A 20,217-nucleotide genomic window follows, 5' to 3' on the forward strand; every position below is an offset into this window, starting at 1 on the left:
CGTCGTGACTTCCGCGCTCGTCCTGCTGGGCTACCTCGCCGGCTCCATTCCCTTCGGTGTGTTGCTGACGCGGTGGCTGCGCGGGGTGGACGTGCGCAAGGGCGGGAGCGGGAACATCGGCGCCACCAACGTCACGCGCGTGGCGGGCAAGAAGCTGGGCGCGGTGGTGTTGCTGCTGGATGCCATCAAGGGCGCGTTGCCCGTGGTCCTGGCGGTGCGCCTGCTGCCGGATGCGCCCACCGTGCACGTGGCGGTGGGGCTGGCCGCGGTGCTGGGCCACATCTACCCGGTGTGGCTCAAGCTCCAGGGTGGCAAGGGCGTGGCCACCGCGCTGGGCGTGCTGCTGGTGCTGGTGCCCCAGGCCGCGCTGGCGGGCGCGCTGGCGTACGTCGCCGTCTTCGCCGTGTCGCGCGTGAGCTCGCTGGGCTCGCTGGCGGCGGGGGCCACGGCGGTGGGCACGTCGGCACTCACCGCGCGGGCCGTGGAGTACGCGGGACTCTCAGCCTTCCTCTTCGCCCTCATGCTGTGGACGCACAGGGGCAACATCCTCCGGCTGGCGCGGCGCACCGAGCGGCGCTTCTGAGCCGTCCCCGGTGTCACCCCGAGCGCTGCCACCGTCTGGCGGCCGGTAGCCCAGCAGCGAGCAGGCGATGGGGCCGTTCCAGAGGTCCCGCTTCGCGGAGGGGCGCGCGTGGAAGGCGCTCTCGAAGCCGGGGTTGCCGCAGATGACCCACACGCGCCAGCCCGGCACGCGGAGCGACTCCCCCAGCTTGAAGTAGAAGCTCTTCATGCCCTTCTGGCCGCCCGTGCCGAGCCGGTCGCCGTAGGGCGGGTTGGTGACGAGCAATCCGCCTGTTTCCGGCAACGGCGGCAGCCGGGTCGCATCACCTTCGGCCAACTGGATTTCCTCCGTCAGTCGCGCGGCGCGCACGTTGCGGCTGGCGGCCTCCAGCGCCTCCGGGTCCTTGTCGAAGCCGAGCAGCGGTACTTCCACCTTCCGCTCGTTGCGGCGGGCATCCGCGCGCATGTCCGCGAGCAGCTCGCGGGCCCGGGCGCCCAGCTCCGGCCAGCGCTCCACCGCGAAGTCCCGGTTGAGCCCGGGCGCGCGTCGGCGGGCGATGAGGCCTGCCTCGATGAGCAACGTGCCGGAGCCGCACATCGGGTCCACCAGGCCCTCGGTCCCGGTGTAATTCGCCGCGCGCAGCACCGCCGCGGCGAGCGTCTCCTTCAGGGGGGCGGGCGTGGGGCGCACGCGGTAGCCCCGGCGGTGCAGCGGCTCGCCGCACAAATCCAGGGAGAGGGACAGCGTTTCACGGGCGAGGTGCGCCACCACGCGGATGTCCGGGTCCCTCGTATTCACGTCCGGCCGGGCGCCCTTCGTATCGCGCATCCGGTCGACGATGGCGTCCTTCACCTTGAGGGCCACGAACCCGGAGTGGCTGTGCTCGCTGTCCTTCAGCGTGGCATCCACCGCGAAGGTGTGTTCGGGGGTGAGGTGCTCCTCCCAGGGGACGCTGGCGGCGGCTTCGTACAGGCCTTCCGCGCCCCGAGCCTCGAAGGCGCCCAGCGGGTAGAGCACGCGCATGGCGATGCGGGACCAGAGCGCCACCATGAGCGCCTCGTCGAGCGTGGCCATGAAGCGGACACCGCCGCGGTCCTGGCGGATGCGGCGGGCGCCGAGCTCCTTCAGCTCGTCGGCCAGGAGGTCCTCGGTGCCGCGAGCGGCGGTGGCGAAAAGGGCAATGCGTTCAGCCATGGGATTCCGCCCATAGACGACACCGGGCCGCTTGGGAACCGGCATCGCGTTTCATGTGCCCACCACCTCGTAGAGGGCGAAGGTGGCGTCCTCTTGCTGGGCGCTCGCCTCCCGGGCCCGCTGGAAGTCCTCGGACTGGAAATAGGCCCGCATGGAGGCCTTGTCCCGCCAGCGCGTCACCAGCATCAGCTCCGGCGGCCGCTCGAAGGAGCGCAGCACCTCCAGCCCCAGGAAGCCCGGGTATCCGTCCACCGCCCGCGTGCGCGCCTGGAAGCGGGCGACCAGGCGGTCCGCTTCCTCGGGGGCCGGCCGGAAGCGGGAGATGGCGACAATCATGGGCACGCCTCGGTGGAAAACAGCGAGGGCGTCCGGGCCGAGCCAGGACGCCCCCGTGAAGTGGAACCGCCAGCGCCACCGCCTCCCATCCAATCTGGGAGAAGGCGGCCACGCGGGCCTTACATGGCCCCGGCGCCGGGCATGTCGCCGAGGCCCCGGATGAGCACCTCGCGGGGCTTGGCACCATCCGCCGCGCCCACCACGCCGTCGCGCTCCATCCGCTCAATCATGCGCGCCGCGCGGTTGTAGCCGATGCGCATCTTGCGCTGGAGCATGGAGATGGAGACGGCGCGCATCTCGCTGACCGTCGCGAGCGCCTGGTCGTACAGCTCGTCGGACAGCTCGTCCTCCTCGCCGCCACCTTCCACGTCCTCGTCGCGCGGCTTGAGGATGGAATCGTCGTAGACGGGCTTGCCCTGGGCCTTGAGGTGGTCCACCGCCTTCTTGATTTCGTTCTCCGAAACGAAGGCGCCGTGCACGCGCTGCAGGTGCGCGCTGGTGGGCGGCATGATGAGCATGTCGCCCATGCCCAGCAGGGCCTCGGCGCCCACCGTGCCCAGAATCGTCATCGAGTCCGGCTTCGAGCGCAGCATGAAGCTGACGCGCGTGGGGAAGTTGGCCTTGATGACGCCAGTGACGACGTCCGTGGACGGGCGCTGCGTGGCGACCATCAGGTGGATGCCGGCCGCGCGGGCCATCTGCGCCAGGCGCGCGACGTAGGTCTCCACCTCGCGGCTGGCCACCATCATCAGGTCGGCGAGCTCGTCGATGATGACCACGATGTAGGGCAGCTTCTTGAGCTGCTTCTTCTCCGGCTCGGTAGACTCGCTGGCCTCCAGCGCCTCGGTGTCCTCGGACTCGGCCTCCAGCTCCGGAGCCTCGGCGTCCTCGGACGCCTGCGCTTCGAGCACGTCGTCCTCGTCGTCCCGGGGTGCGGCGACGCCCAGGCTCTCGCCGCCCGCGGGCATGGAGGACTTGGGGCTCTCGCCGTCGAGCACGAGCACGTTCTTCGGCTTCGCCTTCTTCTTCGGCGCGGACTCGGTGGTCGTCTTCACCTCCACCGCGGTGCTCTCCACCAGCTTGTTGAAGCCGGCGATGTTGCGCACGCCCGCCTCGGACAGCATCTGGTAGCGGCGCTCCATCTCCTCCACGGCCCAGCGCAGCGCGAGCGCCGCCTTCTTCGGGTCCGTCACCACCGGCAGCAGCAGGTGGGGGATGCCCTCGTAGACGGAGAGCTCCAACATCTTCGGATCCACCATGATGAAGCGGACCTCCTCGGGCGTGGCCTTGAGGAGGATGCTCATGATCATGGAGTTCACCGCCACCGACTTACCGGAGCCGGTGGTGCCTGCGATGAGCAGGTGGGGCGCCTTGGCCAGGTCGAGGACGTACGGCATGCCCTCGATGTCCTTGCCCACGCACATGGTCAGCTTGCTGGCGCCCTTGTTGAAGGCGTCCTGCTCGGCGATCTCCTTGAGGTAGACGGTCTCGCGGTCCCTGTTCGGCACCTCGATGCCCACCACGCCCTTGCCGGGGATGGGGGCGACGATGCGCACGCGCATGGCCTCCATGGCCATGGCGAGGTCGTCCGCGAGCGCGGCAATCTTGCTCACCTTGATGCCGGGCCCCGGGAGGAACTCGTACATGGTGACGACGGGGCCGGGGCGAATCTCCACCACCTCGCCGACGATGCCGAAGTCCGCCAGCTTCGCGCGCAGCTTCTCCGCCGTGGACAGGTACACGTCCTTGTCCAGCGCGGAGCGCTCCGTCTTGTCGCACTCGAGCACGTCGAGCGGCGGCAGCGAGAAGCTCTTGCGGTCGCCGACGAACTCGAACTGGTCCTGGCTCTTCTTGACGGTGGGCTTGGGCGGGGCCTTGGGCTCCACGATGAGCGGCATGCGCGCCAGCGCGGACGGCTGCGCGGGAACGATGTCGGCCGGCGCGGCGGGGGCGGGCGCCACCGGCGCCACGGGGGCGGCGATGACGGGCGCGACAGGCTCGGTCTCCACGTCGGCCATGGGGACCGGCGCCGGGCCGGTGACGATGTTCGGCTTGCGGCGGGCGCGCGGCGTTTCGGTGGCGTCGGCGCCGTCGGCGGGAATGATGAGGTTGGGCGAGGGCGGCAGGAAGGACGCGGCCCAGGCCGGGTCGGCACCCAGGGCCGGGCGCTTCTCCGCCTTCGCCGGAGCCTTCTCGGGAAGGGCCAGCACGGGCGCGGGGGCGGGCGGCAGCGAGTCGGCCTCGCGGGTCGGCGGGAGCAGCTTCTTCTCCAGCTTCTCCGCCTTCTCGCGCTCGCGAGACTCCTTGAGCGCCAGCTTCGCGGCGACGGCCTGCTCCTTCTCCTGCTGCTTCGACAGCCGGAAGGCCTCCTCCGCCATGGCCTCGGCCTCGGCGGCCTCGGCCTCTTCGGCCAGGCGCTCGGCTTCGGCGAGCTCTTCCTCGTCAGCCTCGAGCTGCGCGAGGAAGGCGGCCTCCTCCAGCTTCTCCTCGGCGGCGCGCTCCTGCCGCTCCTGGTAGGCCACCTTCTGCGCTTCCCAGAACACGCTGGCGGATTCCTGGACGCGGCGGCCCACCACGCACAGCCCGGCCCAGGCCAGCGAGCACAGCTTGAGGAAGGTGTATTGGGTGCCCACGATGAGGGCGGCCGCGCTGATGGCCGTCACCAGGATGACGGTGCCCACCGTGGAGAACAGGCCGGACATGACGCCGCCCAGGCTGGCGCCCAGCGCGCCACCCGGCGGGTGTGCCCAGCCCTTGTCACCGGCGAACATCAGCTGCGCCAGGACGGACACGCTGACCGTCAGCAGCGCCAGGCTGATGATTTGCGGTCCTCGCTTCCGGTCCCGGCTGCCCACGAAGAGCACCATGGCCGTGTAGATGCCACCCACCGGGATGAGGTAGGCGCACACGCCCAACAGGCCGCGCAGTGACTCCGCGATGAGGTGCCCCATGGGGCCCACCGCGTTGTTGAAGCCCGGGCCCACCCGGTCCTTCGCATCGAAAGTGGCCACCGCCAGCAGGGCAATCAACGACGCCGCCAGCAGGAACACGCCGATGATGGCCCGGGTGGCGACGTCTCCGCCCTTGCCGGCCTTCATCCGCTTGTCCGCCAGCGCCCTGCGGCGCGTCGCGATTTCCTGCCGGGACAGGACCGCCTTCTCCGCCCGACCCTTCTTCGCCGTCATGTCCGTCTTCCCTCTGCGCGTCTCAGCCGCGTAGCGGGCTGTAGCAATGCCCGCAGCGAGTGTAGGGAGGGCGGGGGACCGGTCAATTTTCCAGCCCCGGACGGGGGACCTACATTTCGGCTGCACCCCTCCGCAGAGGGGGTATGGTGCCGCCCAACATCGCCGTCCGGGCGCGCATGCCGCGCGGCGGCGGGACTTCGTGGAGGAACATCACATGGCCGACGCTCGTACCGACAAGCCGTCATCCACCGAGGAGGAGTACTTCGCCCGGGAGGAGATTGAGAAGAAGCGCAAGCTGGCCCTGGAGCAGGCCGCGGCGAACGCGGCGCAGCAGCGCGAGGAGCTCAAGAAGCTCCACTGGATGAAGTGCCCCAAGTGCGGCATGGACCTCCAGACGCTGAAGCAGGGGAATGTCGAAATCGAGACCTGCTTCAACTGCCACGGCATCTTCCTGGACGCCGGGGAGCTGGACCAGCTGGTCGCCCAGCACGGCCACGAGGGCAGTGGCAAGGTGATGGGGGCCATCCTCAACCTCTTCAAGAAGAAGTAGGCCGCCGTGGCGCTCACGCTCGAGCAGGTGCGCCATGTGGCCACACTGGCGCGGCTGTCGCTGACTCCGGAAGAGGAGCAGCGCTTCACCACCCAGCTGTCCGCGGTGCTGGACGCGGTGGAGCAGCTCCAGTCGCTCGACGTGGAGTCCGTGGAGCCCACTTCCCACGCCACGCTCACGTCCTCACGGTTGCGTGAGGACGTGACGCGGCCGTCCCTGCCACCAGAGAAGTCCCTGGCCAACGCGCCGGCGAAGTCGGACACGTCCTTCGCCGTGCCGAAAATCATCGAGTAGTCCCGGAGATTCCACGCCATGCAGCTCACGGACCTCACGATGCTGGAGCTGGCCGCGAAGCTGGCCGCGGGAGAGGTCTCCTCCGAGGAGGCCACCCGCGCGAGCCTGGCGCGCATCCAGCAGGTGGATCCGAAGGTGCGCGCCTTCTTGCGCGTGGATGAAGCCGGTGCCCTGGCCGCCGCTCGCGCCAGTGACGTGCGCCGCAAGTCGGGCAGTCCCGCCAGTGCCCTGGACGGCGTGCCGTTGGGGCTCAAGGACATCTTCCTCACCGAGGGCGTGGAGACCACCGCCGGCTCGCGCATCCTGGAGGGCTTCGTTCCGCCCTATGACGCCACGGTGGTGCGCCTGCTGAAGGAGGCGGGCCTGCCGCTGGTGGGCAAGCTGAACATGGATGAGTTCGCGATGGGCTCGTCCAACGAATCCAGCGCCTTCTTCCCCTGCCACAACCCGTGGGATGTGTCGCGCACGCCGGGCGGCTCGTCAGGTGGCTCGGCGGCGGCGGTGGCCGCGCGCGAGGTGTTCGGCGCGCTGGGAACGGACACGGGCGGCTCCATCCGCCAGCCCGCGGCGCTCACCAACACCGTGGGGCTGAAGCCCACCTACGGCCGGGTGTCGCGCTTTGGCGTCATCGCCTTCGCTTCGTCGCTGGACCAGCCGGGCCCGATGACGCGCACGGTGGCGGACGCGGCGGCGCTGCTCCAGGTGATTGCGCGGCCGGACGCACGGGACGCCACGTCCGCGGACGCGCCCGTGCCGGATTATTCGGCGGACCTGGAGGCTGGCGTGCGGGGCCTGAAGCTGGGCGTTCCGCGCGAGTACTTCACCGAGGGCATGGACCCGGAGGTGGAGGCCGCGGTGCGCGAGGCCCTGCGTGAGTACGAGCGTCTGGGCGCGACGCTGGTGGACGTGTCGCTGCCCCACACGAAGTACGCGCTGGCGACGTACTACCTCATCGCGCCCGCGGAGGCGTCCAGCAACCTGGCTCGCTACGATGGCGTGCGCTTCGGCCTGCGGGCGAAGGACGCGCGCAGCCTGCGGGATGTGTACGCGCTGACGCGGGAGCAGGGCTTCGGCGCGGAGGTGAAGCGCCGCATCATGCTGGGGACCTTCGCGCTGTCCTCCGGCTACTACGACGCTCACTACCTGCGCGCGCAGAAGGTCCGCACGCTCATCCGCGAGGACTTCACGCGGGCGTTCCAGCAAGTGGACGCGCTGCTGTCACCCACCTCGCCGGTGCCGGCCTTCAAGCTGGGTGAGAAGGTGGAGGACCCGCTGTCCATGTACCTCATGGACATCTACACGCTGCCTTGCAACCTGGCGGGCCTGCCCGGCCTGTCGGTGCCCTGCGGCTTCACGAAGGCGGGCCTGCCCGTGGGCCTGCAGATTCTGGGACGGCCCTTCGACGAGGCTGGCCTGCTGCGAATCGCCCGCGCGTACGAGCGCGAGCACGACTTCTTCCGTCGCTCCGCGCCCCTGTAGGGCCCGCGAGCGTCCGCCCTGGTGACACCGCCATGCCCGTGAGCGATTTCCAGCCCGTCATCGGCCTCGAGGTCCACGCGCAGCTCCTCACGCAGTCCAAGATTTTCTGTGGCTGCTCCACCGCGTTCGGCGCCGAGCCCAACCGCAACACCTGTCCGGTGTGCCTGGGCATGCCCGGTGTGCTGCCGGTGCTCAACCAGCGCGTGGCGGAGTTCGCCGTGCGCACGGGCCTGGCGTTGGAGTGCACCATCCGCCCGACGAGCGTGTGGAGCCGGAAGAACTACTTCTATCCGGACCTGCCCAAGGGCTACCAGATTACGCAGTTCGACCAGCCCATCTGTGAGCACGGTCGGCTCGTCATCGACACGCCGCAGGGCGAGAAGACCATCCGCATCCTCCGCATCCACATGGAAGAGGACGCGGGCAAGAGCGTGCATGACGCCGGTGGGGGCCAGAGCCTGGTGGACCTCAACCGCGCGGGGGTGCCGCTGCTCGAAATCGTCAGCCAGCCGGACCTGCGCGACGCGGACGAGGCGGTGGAGTACCTCAAGTCGATGCGGGACGTGCTCGTCTACCTGGGCGTCAACGACGGCAACCTGGAGGAGGGCAGCTTCCGCTGTGACGCCAACGTGTCGGTGATGCCGAAGGGCTCCACCACGTTCGGCCAGCGCTGCGAGCTGAAGAACCTCAACTCGTTCCGCTTCCTCAAGCAGGCCATCGAGTACGAGATTGCCCGGCAGGTGGACGTCATCGAGTCGGGCGGCAAGGTGGTGCAGGAGACGCGCCTATGGGACGTGAACAAGGGCGTCACCCGCTCCATGCGCAGCAAGGAGGAGGCGCACGACTACCGGTACTTCCCGGAGCCGGACCTGCCGCCGCTGCACGTGAGCGCGGAGGCCATCGACGCCGCGGCGAAGGCGCTGCCGGAGCTGCCTCGCGCGAAGCTCCAGCGCTTCATCAGCCAGTACGGGCTGCCCGCGTATGACGCCCGCATCCTCACCGCCGAGCGTCCGCTGGCCGACTACTTCGAGGCCTGCGCCGGGCACTACAAGGACTACAAGAAGCTCTCCAACTGGTTCCTCGGCGAGCTGATGCGCCTGCTGAAGGAGGAGGGCACGCCACTGTCCGCGCTGCGCTTCACGCCGGCGCAGCTGGGGGCGCTGCTGGGCGCCGTCGACCAGGGCACGGTGTCCGCCAACGCGGGCAAGGATGTGCTCGGGGAGATGTTCCGCACGGGCAAGGCCCCCGCGGACATCATCGCGGAGAAGGGCCTGGCCCAGGTGAGCGACACCGGCGCCATCGAGGCGGTGGTGGACGACATCCTCGCGAAGAACGCGGGGGAGATTGAGAAGTACCGCGCTGGCAAGAAGCAGGTGTTCGGCTTCTTCGTGGGCCAGGTGATGCGGGCCATGAAGGGCAAGGGCAACCCCGCCCTGGTCAACGAACTGCTGAAGAAGAAGCTCGGCGACTAAGGCGTGCCTGGTGCCGTGGTGGGCACGGTGGCGTGCACCACGTCCTCCTCTTGCGTCGTCTGGGCCTGGGCGAGCACTCGCACGTCGCCGGAGGCCGTGCGCTCCAGGATGTGCGAGGTGGCCTCGAAGGTGCCGCCGAGCAGACTGCCCACCTGCTGCGCGCTCACCACGTAGCGCACGTTCCGGAGCGTGCGCAGCTGCGCGGGCAGGCCTTCGTGTCGCCAGCGCTCGCCTTGGGCAGGGCGTGTCCACGGCCCGGCGTGGAGGTCGGGATGGGCGAGGACGTCCACTCGCATGGCGTCGAGGTATTGCGCGCAGGGGACGAACCAGGGCTCGTCGCGGGTATGCGGCTGGGCGAAGCCGTCATAGCCGATGAGGGTCGCCAGCTTGCCGAAGGGCGTCTGGAGCACGGGCAGGTCCTCCGGGCGGCCAGGGCTGAGGTGCAGCCCGTCCTCCCAGGAGGGCACCAGATTGGCCTTGCGCGAGGCCGCGACGCAGTTGCCTTCGGGGGAGAAGGTGTAGCTGGTGTTGTAGGTGCGAGCGCTGAAGGGCTCGAAGTCTGGCGAGTCCTCCCCCCGGCGGCTGGCGGGCAGCAGCGCACTGCCCGCCACCACCCACAGGCCGAAATCCCGCGCGATGCCAGAGAAGGTGTTCCACAGCGTCCGGTGCACGAGGGGCGCTCGCGCGGCGTAGAGGCACTCCGTCAGCGACGGCGGCCGGAAGTCGCTCCAGGCATTCCACACGCCCCAGACCTCGGAGAGGACCACGCGTTTCAGTGCACCCTGGAGTGAGGTGCTTCGTCGCACGCGGTGCACGTGGCCCAGGAACAGCAGCGGTGCCCCCACCGACTCCGGCCACACGACGAGCGCCGGGTAGCGCGGCTGGCCTGCCGCATCCCGGGCGCGCAGGGCATCCACCTTCGCCGCCAGCGCACGGTGTCGCGCGGCGAAGGCGGCCGGAGAGGCGTAGTCCTCCAGCGAGACGCGGGGCTGGAGGGCGAACAGTTCGACGATGTCGGTGGCCGTGTCCACGGTGCGTTACTTCAGGAGGCCATTCTCGCGCAGCCGCTGCTTGAGGAAGGCATCCGCGGTGATGGGCGCGTGGCGCGCCGGGGTGTCCGCCGTCTGGGTGCAGGGCAGCGCTTGGAGCACGCAGTCCGCGTAGGGATGGACGAAGAAGGGCATCGAGTAGCGCACCGTGTCCTCTTCCTTGCTGCGCGGGTTCACCACCCGGTGCGTGGTGGCGGGGATGATTTCGTTCGTCACGCGGCTGAGCATGTCGCCCGAGTCGACGACAATCTGTCCGCGCAGCGTGTCCACCGGCAGCCATTCCCCGTCGCGGGTGAGCAGCTCCAGGCCGGACGCGGTGCCCTCGCAGAGCAGGGTGATGAGGTTGATGTCCTCATGCTCGGCGGCGCGCACGCCCCCCGGGATGAAGCGCTCCTTCAGCGGCGGGTAGTGGATGAGCCGCAGCACGGAGTTGCCGTCCGTGGCCATGCCGCTGAAGGTGTCGCGCGCCACGCCAAAGTACTCGGCGAGCGCCTGGAGCATGACGCCCGCCGCGCCATCCAGCGCGTTGAAGAGCGACAGCGTGTGCTCGCGGAAGGTGGACACCTCGGTGGGCCACACGTTGGGACCGTAGAGCGCGTGGTACTGGTGGTCAGGCGGCAGCTCGCGGCCCACGTGCCAGAACTCCTTCAGGTCCCCCACCTGGCGGTTCTTCGCGTGCTCCTGGCCATAGCCGATGTAGCCGCGCTGGCCGCCGTGCCCCGCTTGGGCGTACTGGGCCTTGGTGGCCTCGGGCAGGGCGAAGAAGCGCTCCACGTCCGTGTACGTGCGGCGGATGAGGCCGTCGTCGATGCCGTGGCCTTCCACCGTGACGAAGCCGAACTCCTTGATGCCGTCGCCGAACACCTGCACGAAGCGGGCGCGCTCCTGGGGCGTGCCCGTGCGGTAATGGGACAGGTTGACGACGGGGATGCGGCGCTGGGTTGGCGACATGGCGCCGCACTCTAACCACCGTGATGGATTGTCGGCACGCACAGCGTCCGCCAGAGGACCCTGTTCTCCGACTGTGGCTTCGAGGGTGCGGCACCATCGGACATCCGCCCTCATCCTCTGTGGAAGTCAGTGCTCCCGGAGTCCATGTTGGGCGAGCAGGTTGGGGGGAGGCGGATGCCCGAGGTGAGCAGCGGTGGTGGGTGTGGGGCGTGTGGCCGGCGGCATGGGGCGGATGCCTCGTGTTCGACGCTGGTGCGCGCGGACGTGGGGGCCGGGGGAACGGCGCGTCCCAGGTGTGCCCCCGTGGTGGAGGCGCAGGACCCCCTGGTGGGCGTCCGGTGCGGCAGCTTCCGGCTGGTGCGGCGCCTGGGCCGGGGTGGCATGGGGGCCGTCTACCTGGGCGAGCACGTCTCCATTGGCAGCCGGGTCGCGGTGAAGGTGCTGCACGCGCACCTGACGATGTACCCGGAGCTGGTCCAGCGCTTCCATGCGGAGGCGCGGGCGGTGAACCTCATCGGCCACGAAAACATCGTCAGCATCTTCGACATGGATGCCACGCCGCCGCGCCCCTACCTCATCATGGAGTTCCTGGATGGGGCGCCGTTGTCCGCGTGGGTGGGGACGCCCCTGGCCGCGGGCGCGGTCGTCTCGGTGCTGTCGCAGGTGTGCGACGCGCTCCAGGCCGCGCATGCGCGAGGCATCGTCCACCGCGACCTGAAGCCGGACAACATCTTCCTGGTCCGGCGCAAGCGCAACGCGCCCTTCGTCAAGGTGCTGGACTTCGGCATCGCCAAGCTGGCGGACGCGCACATGCCCCAGACGCACGCGGGCATCATCGTGGGGACGCCCGAGTACATGGCCCCCGAGCAGTCCATGGGGCGCGGCGTGGATGGCCGCGCGGACCTGTATGCGCTGGGTGTCATCGCCTACCAGCTCCTCACCGGCCGGCTTCCCTTCAACGATGAGGGACTGGCCGCGCAACTGGTGGCCCATCAGCTGCGGCCACCGCCGCCCCCCCGCTCCGTGTACCCGGCCGTGTCCGCCGCGTTGGAGCACGTCATCCTGCGCGCCCTGGCCAAGAAGCCCGAGGACCGATACGCCTCCATCGCATCGTTCCGGAACGCGCTGCAGGTGGCGCTTGCCGAGCACGTGCGCGTGTCGGCGCGGAAGACGAGTCCCGGAGGACTCGCGGTGCTCGAGCGGGCGCCCGTCGCGCCAGGAATGCCCACCGAAGGCCAGGCGCGGGGGCGGCTTGCCGTGGGCGCGCGGGCGGGGCAGGTGCCTTCCTTGCTCGCGAGCACGTCCCAGCGGCGTCTTGCCCCCGCCGTGCCGACGGCGCCCCGCGCCTCCACCGTGGAAGTGCCGGTGCAGGTCGTGCTGCGGCCAGGGGAAAGCCCTGTGCGGCTCAGGGGCAGTGGCCTGTCCCGGGGTGGCTTGTTCCTTCACGGTGGGCGCGTACTGCCGCCGCTGTGCTCGCGGCTGCCCGTGGTGCTGGAGCTGGCGTCCGGGCCCCTGTCGGTCATGTGTGAAGTGGTGCGGCTCGTTCCGCCCGCGCAAGCGCGCGTCTGGGGGATGCCCACTGGCTTCGGCGTCCAGTTCGTGGAGGCCACCGCCGTGCTCAAGGCCGCGGTGGATGCGCTCCTCCAGGGCGAGCCGGTACGTGCTGTCCCGCAAGTTCCGCCCACGGAAGACCCGGCCGTGGCGCGCCTGCTGGAGGCCTGGCGTCAGCGCTCGGCGGGAGACGCGTATGCGGTGCTGGCGCTGGAGCCGGACTCGGACATGGGCACGGTGCGCCTGCGGACCCGCGAGGCCTGGCGCTCGCTGGAGTCCCTGGAACAGCACTCGCTGACGCCTCCCCAACGCGCGCAGGTGGACGCGTTGCGCGTACGCGTCCGCGAGGCGGCCGAGGCGTTGGGCGCCACGGTGCAGCGGGCCCTCTACGATGCCTGGCGCGGCAATCACCGCGGGGTGGCGAAGTGCCTGGAAGCCGGGCTGACCGCCGAGCAACTGGAGTCCCTGCGGCGCGAGTTCCTGGCGCGCAGGCCCCAGGCCATGGGCACGGCGCGGATCCACTTCCAGTCTGGTGGCGCGCTGGAGCGCGACGGCCAGCTCTCCCAGGCGCTGGAGCAGTACGAACGGGGGCTGAAGCTCGCGCCGCTGGAGGTGGACATGCTCCAGCGCTACCGGCGGCTCCGCCGGGTGCTGGGCGGGCGGGCGACAGCGGCGGCCGGACATGACAGGGCCCGGTCACCTTGAAGAAGGAGCCGGGCCCTGGACCATTTCCTGGGATGGAAGGTCGCTCGAAATTACGGCTCTTCGTCCAGGTCTTCCACGGTAACAGCGGCCCGGCAGGCCTCGCTGATCCCGGAGAGCTGTGCCGCACAGCCGATCAGTTCGCCAAAGTACTGCATCTCGTTGCCCTCGGAGCAGGTGTTGACCCCGTCGAGGCACTTGACGGCTCGCTCGATCTTCTCCTTGTCGCTATCGGTGCACTTGTCGAGGCCGCTCTTGCATTGCTGGATGGCGGCGTCCATCTCGTTATCCGATAGTCCAGTAACTCCGCAGGCACGGCCCTTTTTGTCAACCTCGTTGCTGCTGTTGTACAGGTCTTCGCAAAGGTCATCATCGCCACCGCCACAGCCGGTGCCGAAGGCAAGGGCGCTGCTGGCCACGAGGCCGATCAGGAGCTTCTTCATAGTGTCCCCCTCTGGACGAGGTTAAGAGGCCGGGTTGCGGAAGGGCGGCCGAAAGCCCGGTTTCCGAGTTAGCATTGACCCAGGGGTCGAGTAAACGGCCGGGGAGTCGCGTTCTGATCCTTCAACCGCCTTGACTCCCCAGGGTATCTCCCGTAAATCCCGCCGCCTTTGGCGCGATTGGATGGTCCACCCGTCCGAAATGCGCGGTCGATTCCACGGGTTGACCCAACCCGACAGATGACAGGGGTTTGACGATGTACGCAGTGATTCGCACGGGCGGGAAGCAGTACCGCGTCGCCGAGGGCGATGTGGTCCGGATCGAGAAGATCGCGGGCGACGTCGGGGCCGAAGTGACCTTCACGGAGATTCTGCTGGTCGGTGGTTCGGAGAGCCCGAAGGTGGGCCAGCCGACCGTCGCCGGCGCGAAGGTCGTGGGCAAGGTCCTGGCTCAGGACAAGCACCGCCGCGTCCTCCACTTCCGGAAGGAGAAGGAGGGCTGGACCCGCCGCCGCGGTCACCGTCAGCCGTACACCGAGGTGAAGGTCACCTCCATCGCCGGCTAGTCCGGGCGGTTTCACCTCAAACTTCAGGAGCACGGTGTCATGGCTCATAAAAAAGGACAGGGTTCTTCGCGCAACGGTCGCGATTCCAACCCGCAGTATCGTGGCGTGAAGGTGTACGGCGGTGAGACGGTGTCGGCGGGCAGCATCCTCGTTCGCCAGGTCGGCACGGTCATCCACGCCGGCGCCAACGTGAAGCTCGGCCGCGACTTCACCCTCTACTCGGTGGTGGACGGCGTGGTGAAGTACGAGCGCCTGGGCCGCGACCGGAAGAAGGTTTCGGTCTACCCGGCCGCCGCTGAGCAGGCGAGCGCCTGACGGCTAGCCGGCCCTTGAGGCTGGCAACCGTGCGGCACCCACGAGCGGGTCGCTTCTCCAGTCCACGCGCCCTTCCGGCAGCGGGATGCGAGGCGGCCCGCTCTTCGTTTATCCAGGAGTTCCAGATGAAGTTCGTCGACGAGGTCCGCATCTTCGTGAAGGCGGGGGATGGCGGCAACGGCTCCGTCTCGTTCCGGCGGGAGAAGTACATCGAGCGCGGTGGCCCCAATGGCGGGGACGGTGGCAACGGCGGCTCCGTCGTCTTCGTGGCGGATCCTCAGCTCACGACGCTGCTCGACTACCGCTACCAGCAGCACCACCGCGCCAAGAATGGCGAGCACGGCATGGGCAGCGACTGTAACGGTCGCGCCGCCGAGGACATGGTGCTCAAGGTGCCCGTGGGCACGCTGGTGAAGGACGCCCACACCGAGGAGCTGCTGGTCGACCTGAGCGAGGACGGCCAGCGCTGGGTGGCGGCGAAGGGCGGGCGCGGCGGCCTGGGCAACATGAACTTCGCCACCTCCACCCGGCAGACGCCGCGCTTCGCCCAGGATGGGACGAAGGGCGAGGAGCTGACGCTCCGGCTGGAGCTGAAGCTGCTGGCGGACGTGGGACTGCTGGGCTTCCCCAACGCGGGCAAGAGCACGTTCATCTCCCGCGTGAGCCGGGCTCGGCCGAAGGTTGCCGACTATCCCTTCACCACGCTGGTCCCCAACCTGGGCATGGTCCAGTACAAGGACGGCCTGTCCTTCGTGATGGCGGACATCCCCGGCATCATCGAGGGCGCCAGCGAGGGCGTGGGCCTGGGGCACCAGTTCCTGCGCCACGTGGAGCGGTGCAAGGTGCTGATCCACCTCATCGACATGGGGGCGGAGGGCGAGGGCCGCGCGCCGCTGCACGACTTCGACGTGCTCAACGCGGAGCTGGGCAAGTACAGCCCGGAGCTGGCGTCCAAGCCGCAGGTGGTGGCGGCCAACAAGTTGGATCTGCCCGACGCGCAGGCCCGGCTGGAGGGCTTCACGGAGGCGCTGCGTGCGCGCGGCATCCGTGTGTATCCCGTGTCCTGCGCCACCGGCGAGGGCATGCAGCCGCTGATGGACTCCGTGGCGGAGGTGCTGTTCACGGGGCGCACCGAGAAGCTCCACGTGGAGATTCCCGCCAAGGCGGCTCGGGCGGGGAAGGCCAAGGCGAAGGCCGCGGAGAAGAAGGCTCCGGCTCGCAAGGCGGGCGCAGTTGCGGCGACGAGGTCTGCGACGAAGACGTCTGCGGCTGCGAAGAAGGCCGTGACGAAGAAGGCTCCGGCTCGCAAGGCGGGCGCAGCTACGAAGACCTCTGCCGCTGCGAAGAAGGCTCCGGCTCGCAAGGCGGGCGCAGCTGCGAAGACGTCTGCAGTGCGCAAGGTGGGCACTGCTGCGGCGAAGAAGGCCGCGACGAAGACGGCCCCAGCTCGCAAGTCAGGCACCGCGCCGGTGAAGAAGTCCGCCGCGAAGAAGGCATCCGCGAGCAAGAGTGGCGCGTCGGGCAAGGCCACCGCGAAGAAGGCATCCGCGAGCAAGCGCGGCTCGTCGGGCAAGGCCGGGGGGAAGAAGTCATCCGCGGCCACGAAGCGTGCTCCGGCGCGCAAGTCGGGCGGCGGGAGGAGCTGAGTCCATGTCGGGTGGTGGTGCGCGCTACGAGCGCTACGAGCGGGAGCAGTTCGAGCCGGAGCAGTTCCTGCTCGACGTGCGCAAGGAGAAGATTGATCGCGTCGTCAGTCACCGGACGCGCAACTTCACGGTGGTCCTGGACCGGCTGGAGGACAGCTTCAACATGGCCGCGGTGCTGCGCACCTGCGAGTCCATGGGCGTGCAGGAAGTCCACATCATCATCAACCCGGAAGCGCCCTTCGTTCCCAACTCGAGGGTGGCGCAGGGCTGCGACAAGTGGCTGGACGTGAAGCTGTACAAGACGTTCGCCGAGTGCCGCGAGCACCTGAAGTCCCGTGGCTTCTCGCTGTACGCCTCCGCCATCCAGGAGGGGGCCACCAGCCTCTACACCCTGCGCTTCGACGGGAAGATGGCGCTGGTGTTCGGCAACGAGCGGCGTGGCGTGAGCGAGGACGTGCTGGCCGGCGTGGACGGCACGTTCTGGGTCCCCATGAAGGGCTTCAGCCAGAGCCTGAACATCTCCGCGGCGGCGTCCGCCTGCATCAGCCGGGCGATTGCCTGGCGGGACGAGCACCTGGGGCAGTCGGGAGACCTGTCTCCCGAGGATGCCCAGGCCCTGCGTGAGCGCTTCTACGTGCTGGCCATCAAACAGAGGAAGCGCCTGTTCAAGAAGGCCCCATGAATGCCGGGGCCCAGGCCCCGTCGGGATGGTTTAGATGGAGGTACGCCATGTTCTTCGAAGCCCTGCTCGCTACGCTCCTGTCCGCCCCTGCCACCCCTGCCGCCACCCCGGTGAAGCCCGCTCCGACGGTCCAGGCCGCGCCCGCGGCCCCCGCCGCCGCGAAGCCCATGACGCCGGAAGTGAAGTCCTTGGTGGACCGGATGCAGTCCTTCTACGAGAAGACCGGTGACTTCCGCGCGGGCTTCCGCCAGGACTACAAGTACAAGACCTTCCGGCGCACGCAGACGTCCGAAGGCACCGTCACGTACAAGAAGCCCGGCCTGATGCGTTGGGAGTACCAGAAGCCCTCGCCGCGCACCTTCGTGCTGGCGGGCAACAAGGTGTACGCGTACGACCCGGCGGCGCAGAGCCTCACCGTGGCCAACGTGGACACCAGCCAGCTCTCCGCGTCGGTGACGTTCCTCTTCGGCCAGGGAAAGCTCGCGGACGAGTTCAACATCACCAAGGGCGCCTGCAAGGACTGCAAAGGCACGCTGCTGGTGTTGGATCCGCTGAAGAACGAGCCGCGCTTCCGCCAGGTGCGCCTGGAGGTGGACCCGTCCACGGCCCAGGTGCTCAAGAGCACGGTGGTGGACCCGGACGGCAGCGAGAACACCATCTCCTTCCTCAACCTGAAGACGAACGTGGGCCTCGACGCGGACAGCTTCAAGCTGGACGTGCCGGACGACACCCGCGTGGATGACTTCACGAAGGCGAAGAAGCAGTAACCTGCGGAGCGTGCGTCGCGCGTTCCTGCTGATGGGGTGGATGGGGCTGGCCGGGACCGGGTGCCATCGGGAACCGGCCGCCAGCGCCGAGCGTCCGCAAGGCTTCCATGGTCAGACGCTGCCGCTGCTGGCCTCGCCCGCGCTGCGGCTCACCGTGGCGGGCCAGCTGGGGACGCGGCCAGTGCCGGTGGTGTTGGACGTGGCGCGGCCACTCTCGCTCGTGTCGCGAGGCTGCTTCGACGGCGCGCTTCCCTCCCCCGAAGGCACCATCCGCGCGCCCGAGCCCGCGGGAGGTTTCCGCTCCTGGCCCGTGGTGCCATTGCCCGCCTTCTCGGTGGGCCCGGTGCGGTCGCCTGTGCGCACCGCGGGCTTGTCCGGTGAGAAGGTCTGCGCCGTGACGCTGGGCGCGGACGTCCTGGAGTTCTACGCGCTCACCGTGGACCCACTGCGGCGGGAAGTCACCTTCACGGCCTCTCGCCCACGCGCCGACTACGCGGCGGAAGCGACCGCCACGGAGGCCTCGCGCGAGGTGCACGTGGTGGAGCTCAGCCGCGAGCCGCTGGGCGACTGGCCCCTGCTGGCCACGCGGATGACGCAGGGCGGAGCGGATCTCACGGGCCCCTTCGTCCTTGGCTCGCGTGAGCCCTTCTCGCGAGTGTCCGTGCGGCTCGCCGAGGCACAGGGGCTTCAGCCGCTCGAAACGGCCGCGAACCTGCCGCCGCGAACCTTCGCGCTGGACGCAGTCGAGGTGGCCGAGGGCCTGGGTGTCCGCCCGCTGGTGGTGGAGGCCGCCGGGCGCTGGGACTCGCCGAGCAGCCTGGGCCGCCTGGGGCCGGATGTCTGGGGCCGCTTCACGGCAACGCTGGACGCAAAGGGCGGTGCCCTGGTGCTGCGGCGTCCCCGCGTCCGTACGTCAGAAGGCTCCGCCACCAGCCATTGCGCCGCGCCCGATGGCACCTTCCGTGAGGAGGCTTGCTACGGCCTGCATGTGCGGCGTGAGCCGGATGGCAGCGTCTCGATCAGCGGCGCCGTGTACCGGGACCTGCCAGAAGGAGGGCGGCTTCACCTGGAGCCGCTGGGGCCGGACGGGCAGAAGCTGGTGAGAGGCTGTGGCGTGGGGCTGAGCTTCCCCCCCACCAGCAGGGGTCTGACGACGCAGCACCGCGTGCCCTGGCGCTCCCTGGCGCAGACGCTGCCTGCCTGCCATGCGGCGCTGTCCACCGCGCGAGACTTCACGCTGGGCCTGTTCGAGGACGGCCGCCAGCCCGAGTGCCCCACGGCCTGTGCCTTCGTCACGGAGACGGCTTCTCGCCGCACCGTGTGTGAGTGCCAGCCCACGCCGCTGGGCGAGGGCGTGGCCATGCCGGCGCGAGGCGCTCCCTCGCGTGAGCCCCCACCTGAGGAGCGGGAGCTGGAGCCAGAAGACCCCCGTTAGCGTTACCTGGACAGGGGCGGGGGTGCTGCGCTCTCCTCTGGCGCACATGCGCCCGTCTCCCACCGAGTTCGACCGTCAGTACACCGAACAGCGCCGCTCCATCGAGTTGGCCCGCCGCTACCTGGAAAAGGAGGGCGTCTCGCGGATGTACGACGCCCTCTCCAAGGAAGTGGAGCGGGGCCGGTTGTCCGTGCAGGACGCAAGTGGCGCCATCCGCTTCGGATTGCTGGCCGTCATCGAACGCGTCGCGGAGCGCGTGGGCCACACGCACTACGTCGACATGTTGAAGGACGAGGAGATGCTGAATGCGCTTCGCTCCACGCTGGACGACATCTGCCGGCGCAAGGGCGTGGACACCTACGAGTTCCGCCAGCAGTGGGCCCACACCAACCTCCAGGCCGTGCTGCGGGACTGGCACCTGGTGGTGCACGAGGAGCGGGGCCGGCAGCGCTACGAGGTGGCGGCGGACCTGGCCCGGCGCCTGGTGAAGGAGACGCCGGGAACGGTGCTGGCGCAGACGCTGAAGCTGCCCGTGGATGCGTTCGTGTTGCTCGTGTCGCCCGAGGCGGGGCTCGTGGGCCTCGGGCCGGATGGTGCGCCCGCGCCCGTCACCGAAATCTACGCGGTGGAGTCGCCCGCGCCTGAGGGCAAGGCGTGGTTCCTGTGGCTCAACATGCGGGACGCGGGGAACCGCGCGGCCCGGGCGCTCATCAATGTCTACCTGCAGGACGGGAAGACGTTGGATGACGCCATCGCCTTCACCCGCGAGCAGGGCGGCCCTCAGCAGGACGCGGGCTGGGAGGACTGCTGCCGGTTGCTCGCGGGCGTGGCGCGGCACATGGCCGAGGGTGGGCCCGTGCGCGAGGTCTGGTACGACGCCACGGCGCGCGACCTCCACGAGAAGCTGGCGGCGACGCCGAAGTCGGCGAAGGCGGACCGGGAGAAGCTGCGCGAGCGCCTGCGCGCCGTCAGCCCGGGACGCACCCTGGTGCTGGAGGAGCCCTCGCGCTGAGGGCTCCCGCGGCGTCCGGGGCCTTCGCG

19 protein-coding genes are annotated in these 20,217 nt (G+C 69.6%); 13 read left to right on the forward strand and 6 right to left on the reverse strand.

The window, feature by feature from the left end; all coding sequences use genetic code 11:
• The first annotated feature begins 4 nt into the window (after positions 1–4).
• On the forward strand, positions 5–583 hold the full coding sequence (gene plsY / locus OZ403_RS07200) for a glycerol-3-phosphate 1-O-acyltransferase PlsY (protein WP_140788514.1): 579 nt from the start codon (positions 5–7) through the stop codon (positions 581–583).
• On the opposite strand, the gene OZ403_RS07205 is transcribed toward plsY, so the two are convergent.
• The 3 genes from OZ403_RS07205 to OZ403_RS07215 all read right to left on the reverse strand — a co-directional run bounded on the left by OZ403_RS07205 (position 500) and on the right by OZ403_RS07215 (position 5,277).
• Positions 500–1,801: a THUMP domain-containing class I SAM-dependent RNA methyltransferase gene (locus OZ403_RS07205; RefSeq protein ID WP_328285507.1), complete on the reverse strand. Its 1,302-nt coding sequence runs from the start codon at positions 1,799–1,801 to the stop codon at positions 500–502. The two genes, plsY and OZ403_RS07205, sit on opposite strands and share 84 nt — an antisense overlap.
• Positions 1,802–1,807: 6 nt before the next feature.
• Positions 1,808–2,092: an antibiotic biosynthesis monooxygenase family protein gene (locus OZ403_RS07210; protein ID WP_163884327.1), complete on the reverse strand. Its 285-nt coding sequence runs from the start codon at positions 2,090–2,092 to the stop codon at positions 1,808–1,810.
• Between the two features lie 119 nt (positions 2,093–2,211).
• The gene (locus OZ403_RS07215) at positions 2,212–5,277 is read right to left on the reverse strand and encodes an FtsK/SpoIIIE family DNA translocase (RefSeq protein WP_268783771.1); all 3,066 of its coding nucleotides are present in this window, start codon (positions 5,275–5,277) and stop codon (positions 2,212–2,214) included.
• 214 nt (positions 5,278–5,491) lie between these two features.
• Between OZ403_RS07215 and OZ403_RS07220 the strand changes: the two genes are divergently transcribed.
• From OZ403_RS07220 to gatB, 4 genes are read left to right on the forward strand one after another with little or no spacing between them, the layout of a single operon-like run.
• Positions 5,492–5,827 carry a TFIIB-type zinc ribbon-containing protein gene (locus OZ403_RS07220; protein ID WP_140788520.1) on the forward strand — a complete coding sequence of 112 codons (336 nt, stop codon included), beginning with the start codon at positions 5,492–5,494 and terminating at the stop codon, positions 5,825–5,827.
• A 6-nt stretch (positions 5,828–5,833) separates the two neighbouring features.
• On the forward strand, positions 5,834–6,121 hold the full coding sequence (gene gatC / locus OZ403_RS07225; RefSeq protein ID WP_140788522.1) for an Asp-tRNA(Asn)/Glu-tRNA(Gln) amidotransferase subunit GatC: 288 nt from the start codon (positions 5,834–5,836) through the stop codon (positions 6,119–6,121).
• Positions 6,122–6,139: 18 nt separating this feature from the next.
• Entirely contained in the window at positions 6,140–7,600 is a 1,461-nt protein-coding gene (gene gatA / locus OZ403_RS07230; protein WP_140797515.1) for an Asp-tRNA(Asn)/Glu-tRNA(Gln) amidotransferase subunit GatA, read from the forward strand.
• Positions 7,601–7,632: 32 nt separating this feature from the next.
• Positions 7,633–9,072 (forward strand): Asp-tRNA(Asn)/Glu-tRNA(Gln) amidotransferase subunit GatB, encoded by a 1,440-nt coding sequence (gatB, locus tag OZ403_RS07235; RefSeq protein ID WP_140788526.1) that lies wholly within the window; start codon positions 7,633–7,635, stop codon positions 9,070–9,072.
• Here the strand turns inward: gatB and OZ403_RS07240 are convergent.
• A complete protein-coding gene (locus OZ403_RS07240) occupies positions 9,069–10,103 on the reverse strand; it encodes a carbon-nitrogen hydrolase family protein (protein WP_140797516.1) in 1,035 nt (344 codons plus the stop codon). The two genes, gatB and OZ403_RS07240, sit on opposite strands and share 4 nt — an antisense overlap.
• A 6-nt stretch (positions 10,104–10,109) precedes the next feature.
• Positions 10,110–11,072 (reverse strand): isopenicillin N synthase family dioxygenase, encoded by a 963-nt coding sequence (locus OZ403_RS07245; protein WP_140797517.1) that lies wholly within the window; start codon positions 11,070–11,072, stop codon positions 10,110–10,112.
• A gap of 174 nt (positions 11,073–11,246) precedes the next feature.
• Between OZ403_RS07245 and OZ403_RS07250 the strand changes: the two genes are divergently transcribed.
• The gene (locus OZ403_RS07250; protein WP_174258678.1) at positions 11,247–13,328 is read left to right on the forward strand and encodes a serine/threonine-protein kinase; all 2,082 of its coding nucleotides are present in this window, start codon (positions 11,247–11,249) and stop codon (positions 13,326–13,328) included.
• A gap of 50 nt (positions 13,329–13,378) precedes the next feature.
• On the opposite strand, the gene OZ403_RS07255 is transcribed toward OZ403_RS07250, so the two are convergent.
• Positions 13,379–13,768 carry a hypothetical protein gene (locus tag OZ403_RS07255; protein ID WP_140788531.1) on the reverse strand — a complete coding sequence of 130 codons (390 nt, stop codon included), beginning with the start codon at positions 13,766–13,768 and terminating at the stop codon, positions 13,379–13,381.
• A 254-nt stretch (positions 13,769–14,022) separates the two neighbouring features.
• Between OZ403_RS07255 and rplU the strand changes: the two genes are divergently transcribed.
• The 7 genes from rplU to OZ403_RS07290 all read left to right on the forward strand — a co-directional run bounded on the left by rplU (position 14,023) and on the right by OZ403_RS07290 (position 20,188).
• Entirely contained in the window at positions 14,023–14,331 is a 309-nt protein-coding gene (rplU, locus tag OZ403_RS07260; RefSeq protein ID WP_026113820.1) for a 50S ribosomal protein L21, read from the forward strand.
• 39 nt (positions 14,332–14,370) lie between these two features.
• Positions 14,371–14,646, forward strand: coding sequence for a 50S ribosomal protein L27 (rpmA, locus tag OZ403_RS07265; RefSeq protein WP_011551586.1), 276 nt, complete (start codon positions 14,371–14,373; stop codon positions 14,644–14,646).
• 125 nt (positions 14,647–14,771) lie between these two features.
• A complete protein-coding gene (obgE, locus tag OZ403_RS07270) occupies positions 14,772–16,292 on the forward strand; it encodes a GTPase ObgE (protein WP_140873647.1) in 1,521 nt (506 codons plus the stop codon).
• Positions 16,293–16,296: 4 nt separating this feature from the next.
• A complete protein-coding gene (locus OZ403_RS07275; RefSeq protein ID WP_090484423.1) occupies positions 16,297–16,974 on the forward strand; it encodes a TrmH family RNA methyltransferase in 678 nt (225 codons plus the stop codon).
• A gap of 47 nt (positions 16,975–17,021) precedes the next feature.
• Positions 17,022–17,741 (forward strand): LolA family protein, encoded by a 720-nt coding sequence (locus OZ403_RS07280; RefSeq protein WP_140788535.1) that lies wholly within the window; start codon positions 17,022–17,024, stop codon positions 17,739–17,741.
• 10 nt (positions 17,742–17,751) lie between these two features.
• Positions 17,752–19,176 (forward strand): hypothetical protein, encoded by a 1,425-nt coding sequence (locus OZ403_RS07285; protein WP_268783772.1) that lies wholly within the window; start codon positions 17,752–17,754, stop codon positions 19,174–19,176.
• A 22-nt stretch (positions 19,177–19,198) separates the two neighbouring features.
• On the forward strand, positions 19,199–20,188 hold the full coding sequence (locus OZ403_RS07290; RefSeq protein WP_268783773.1) for a hypothetical protein: 990 nt from the start codon (positions 19,199–19,201) through the stop codon (positions 20,186–20,188).
• Positions 20,189–20,217 lie beyond the last annotated feature (29 nt).

This window comes from Myxococcus sp. NMCA1 (assembly GCF_026810205.1).
Lineage (GTDB): Bacteria > Myxococcota > Myxococcia > Myxococcales > Myxococcaceae > Myxococcus > Myxococcus xanthus_A.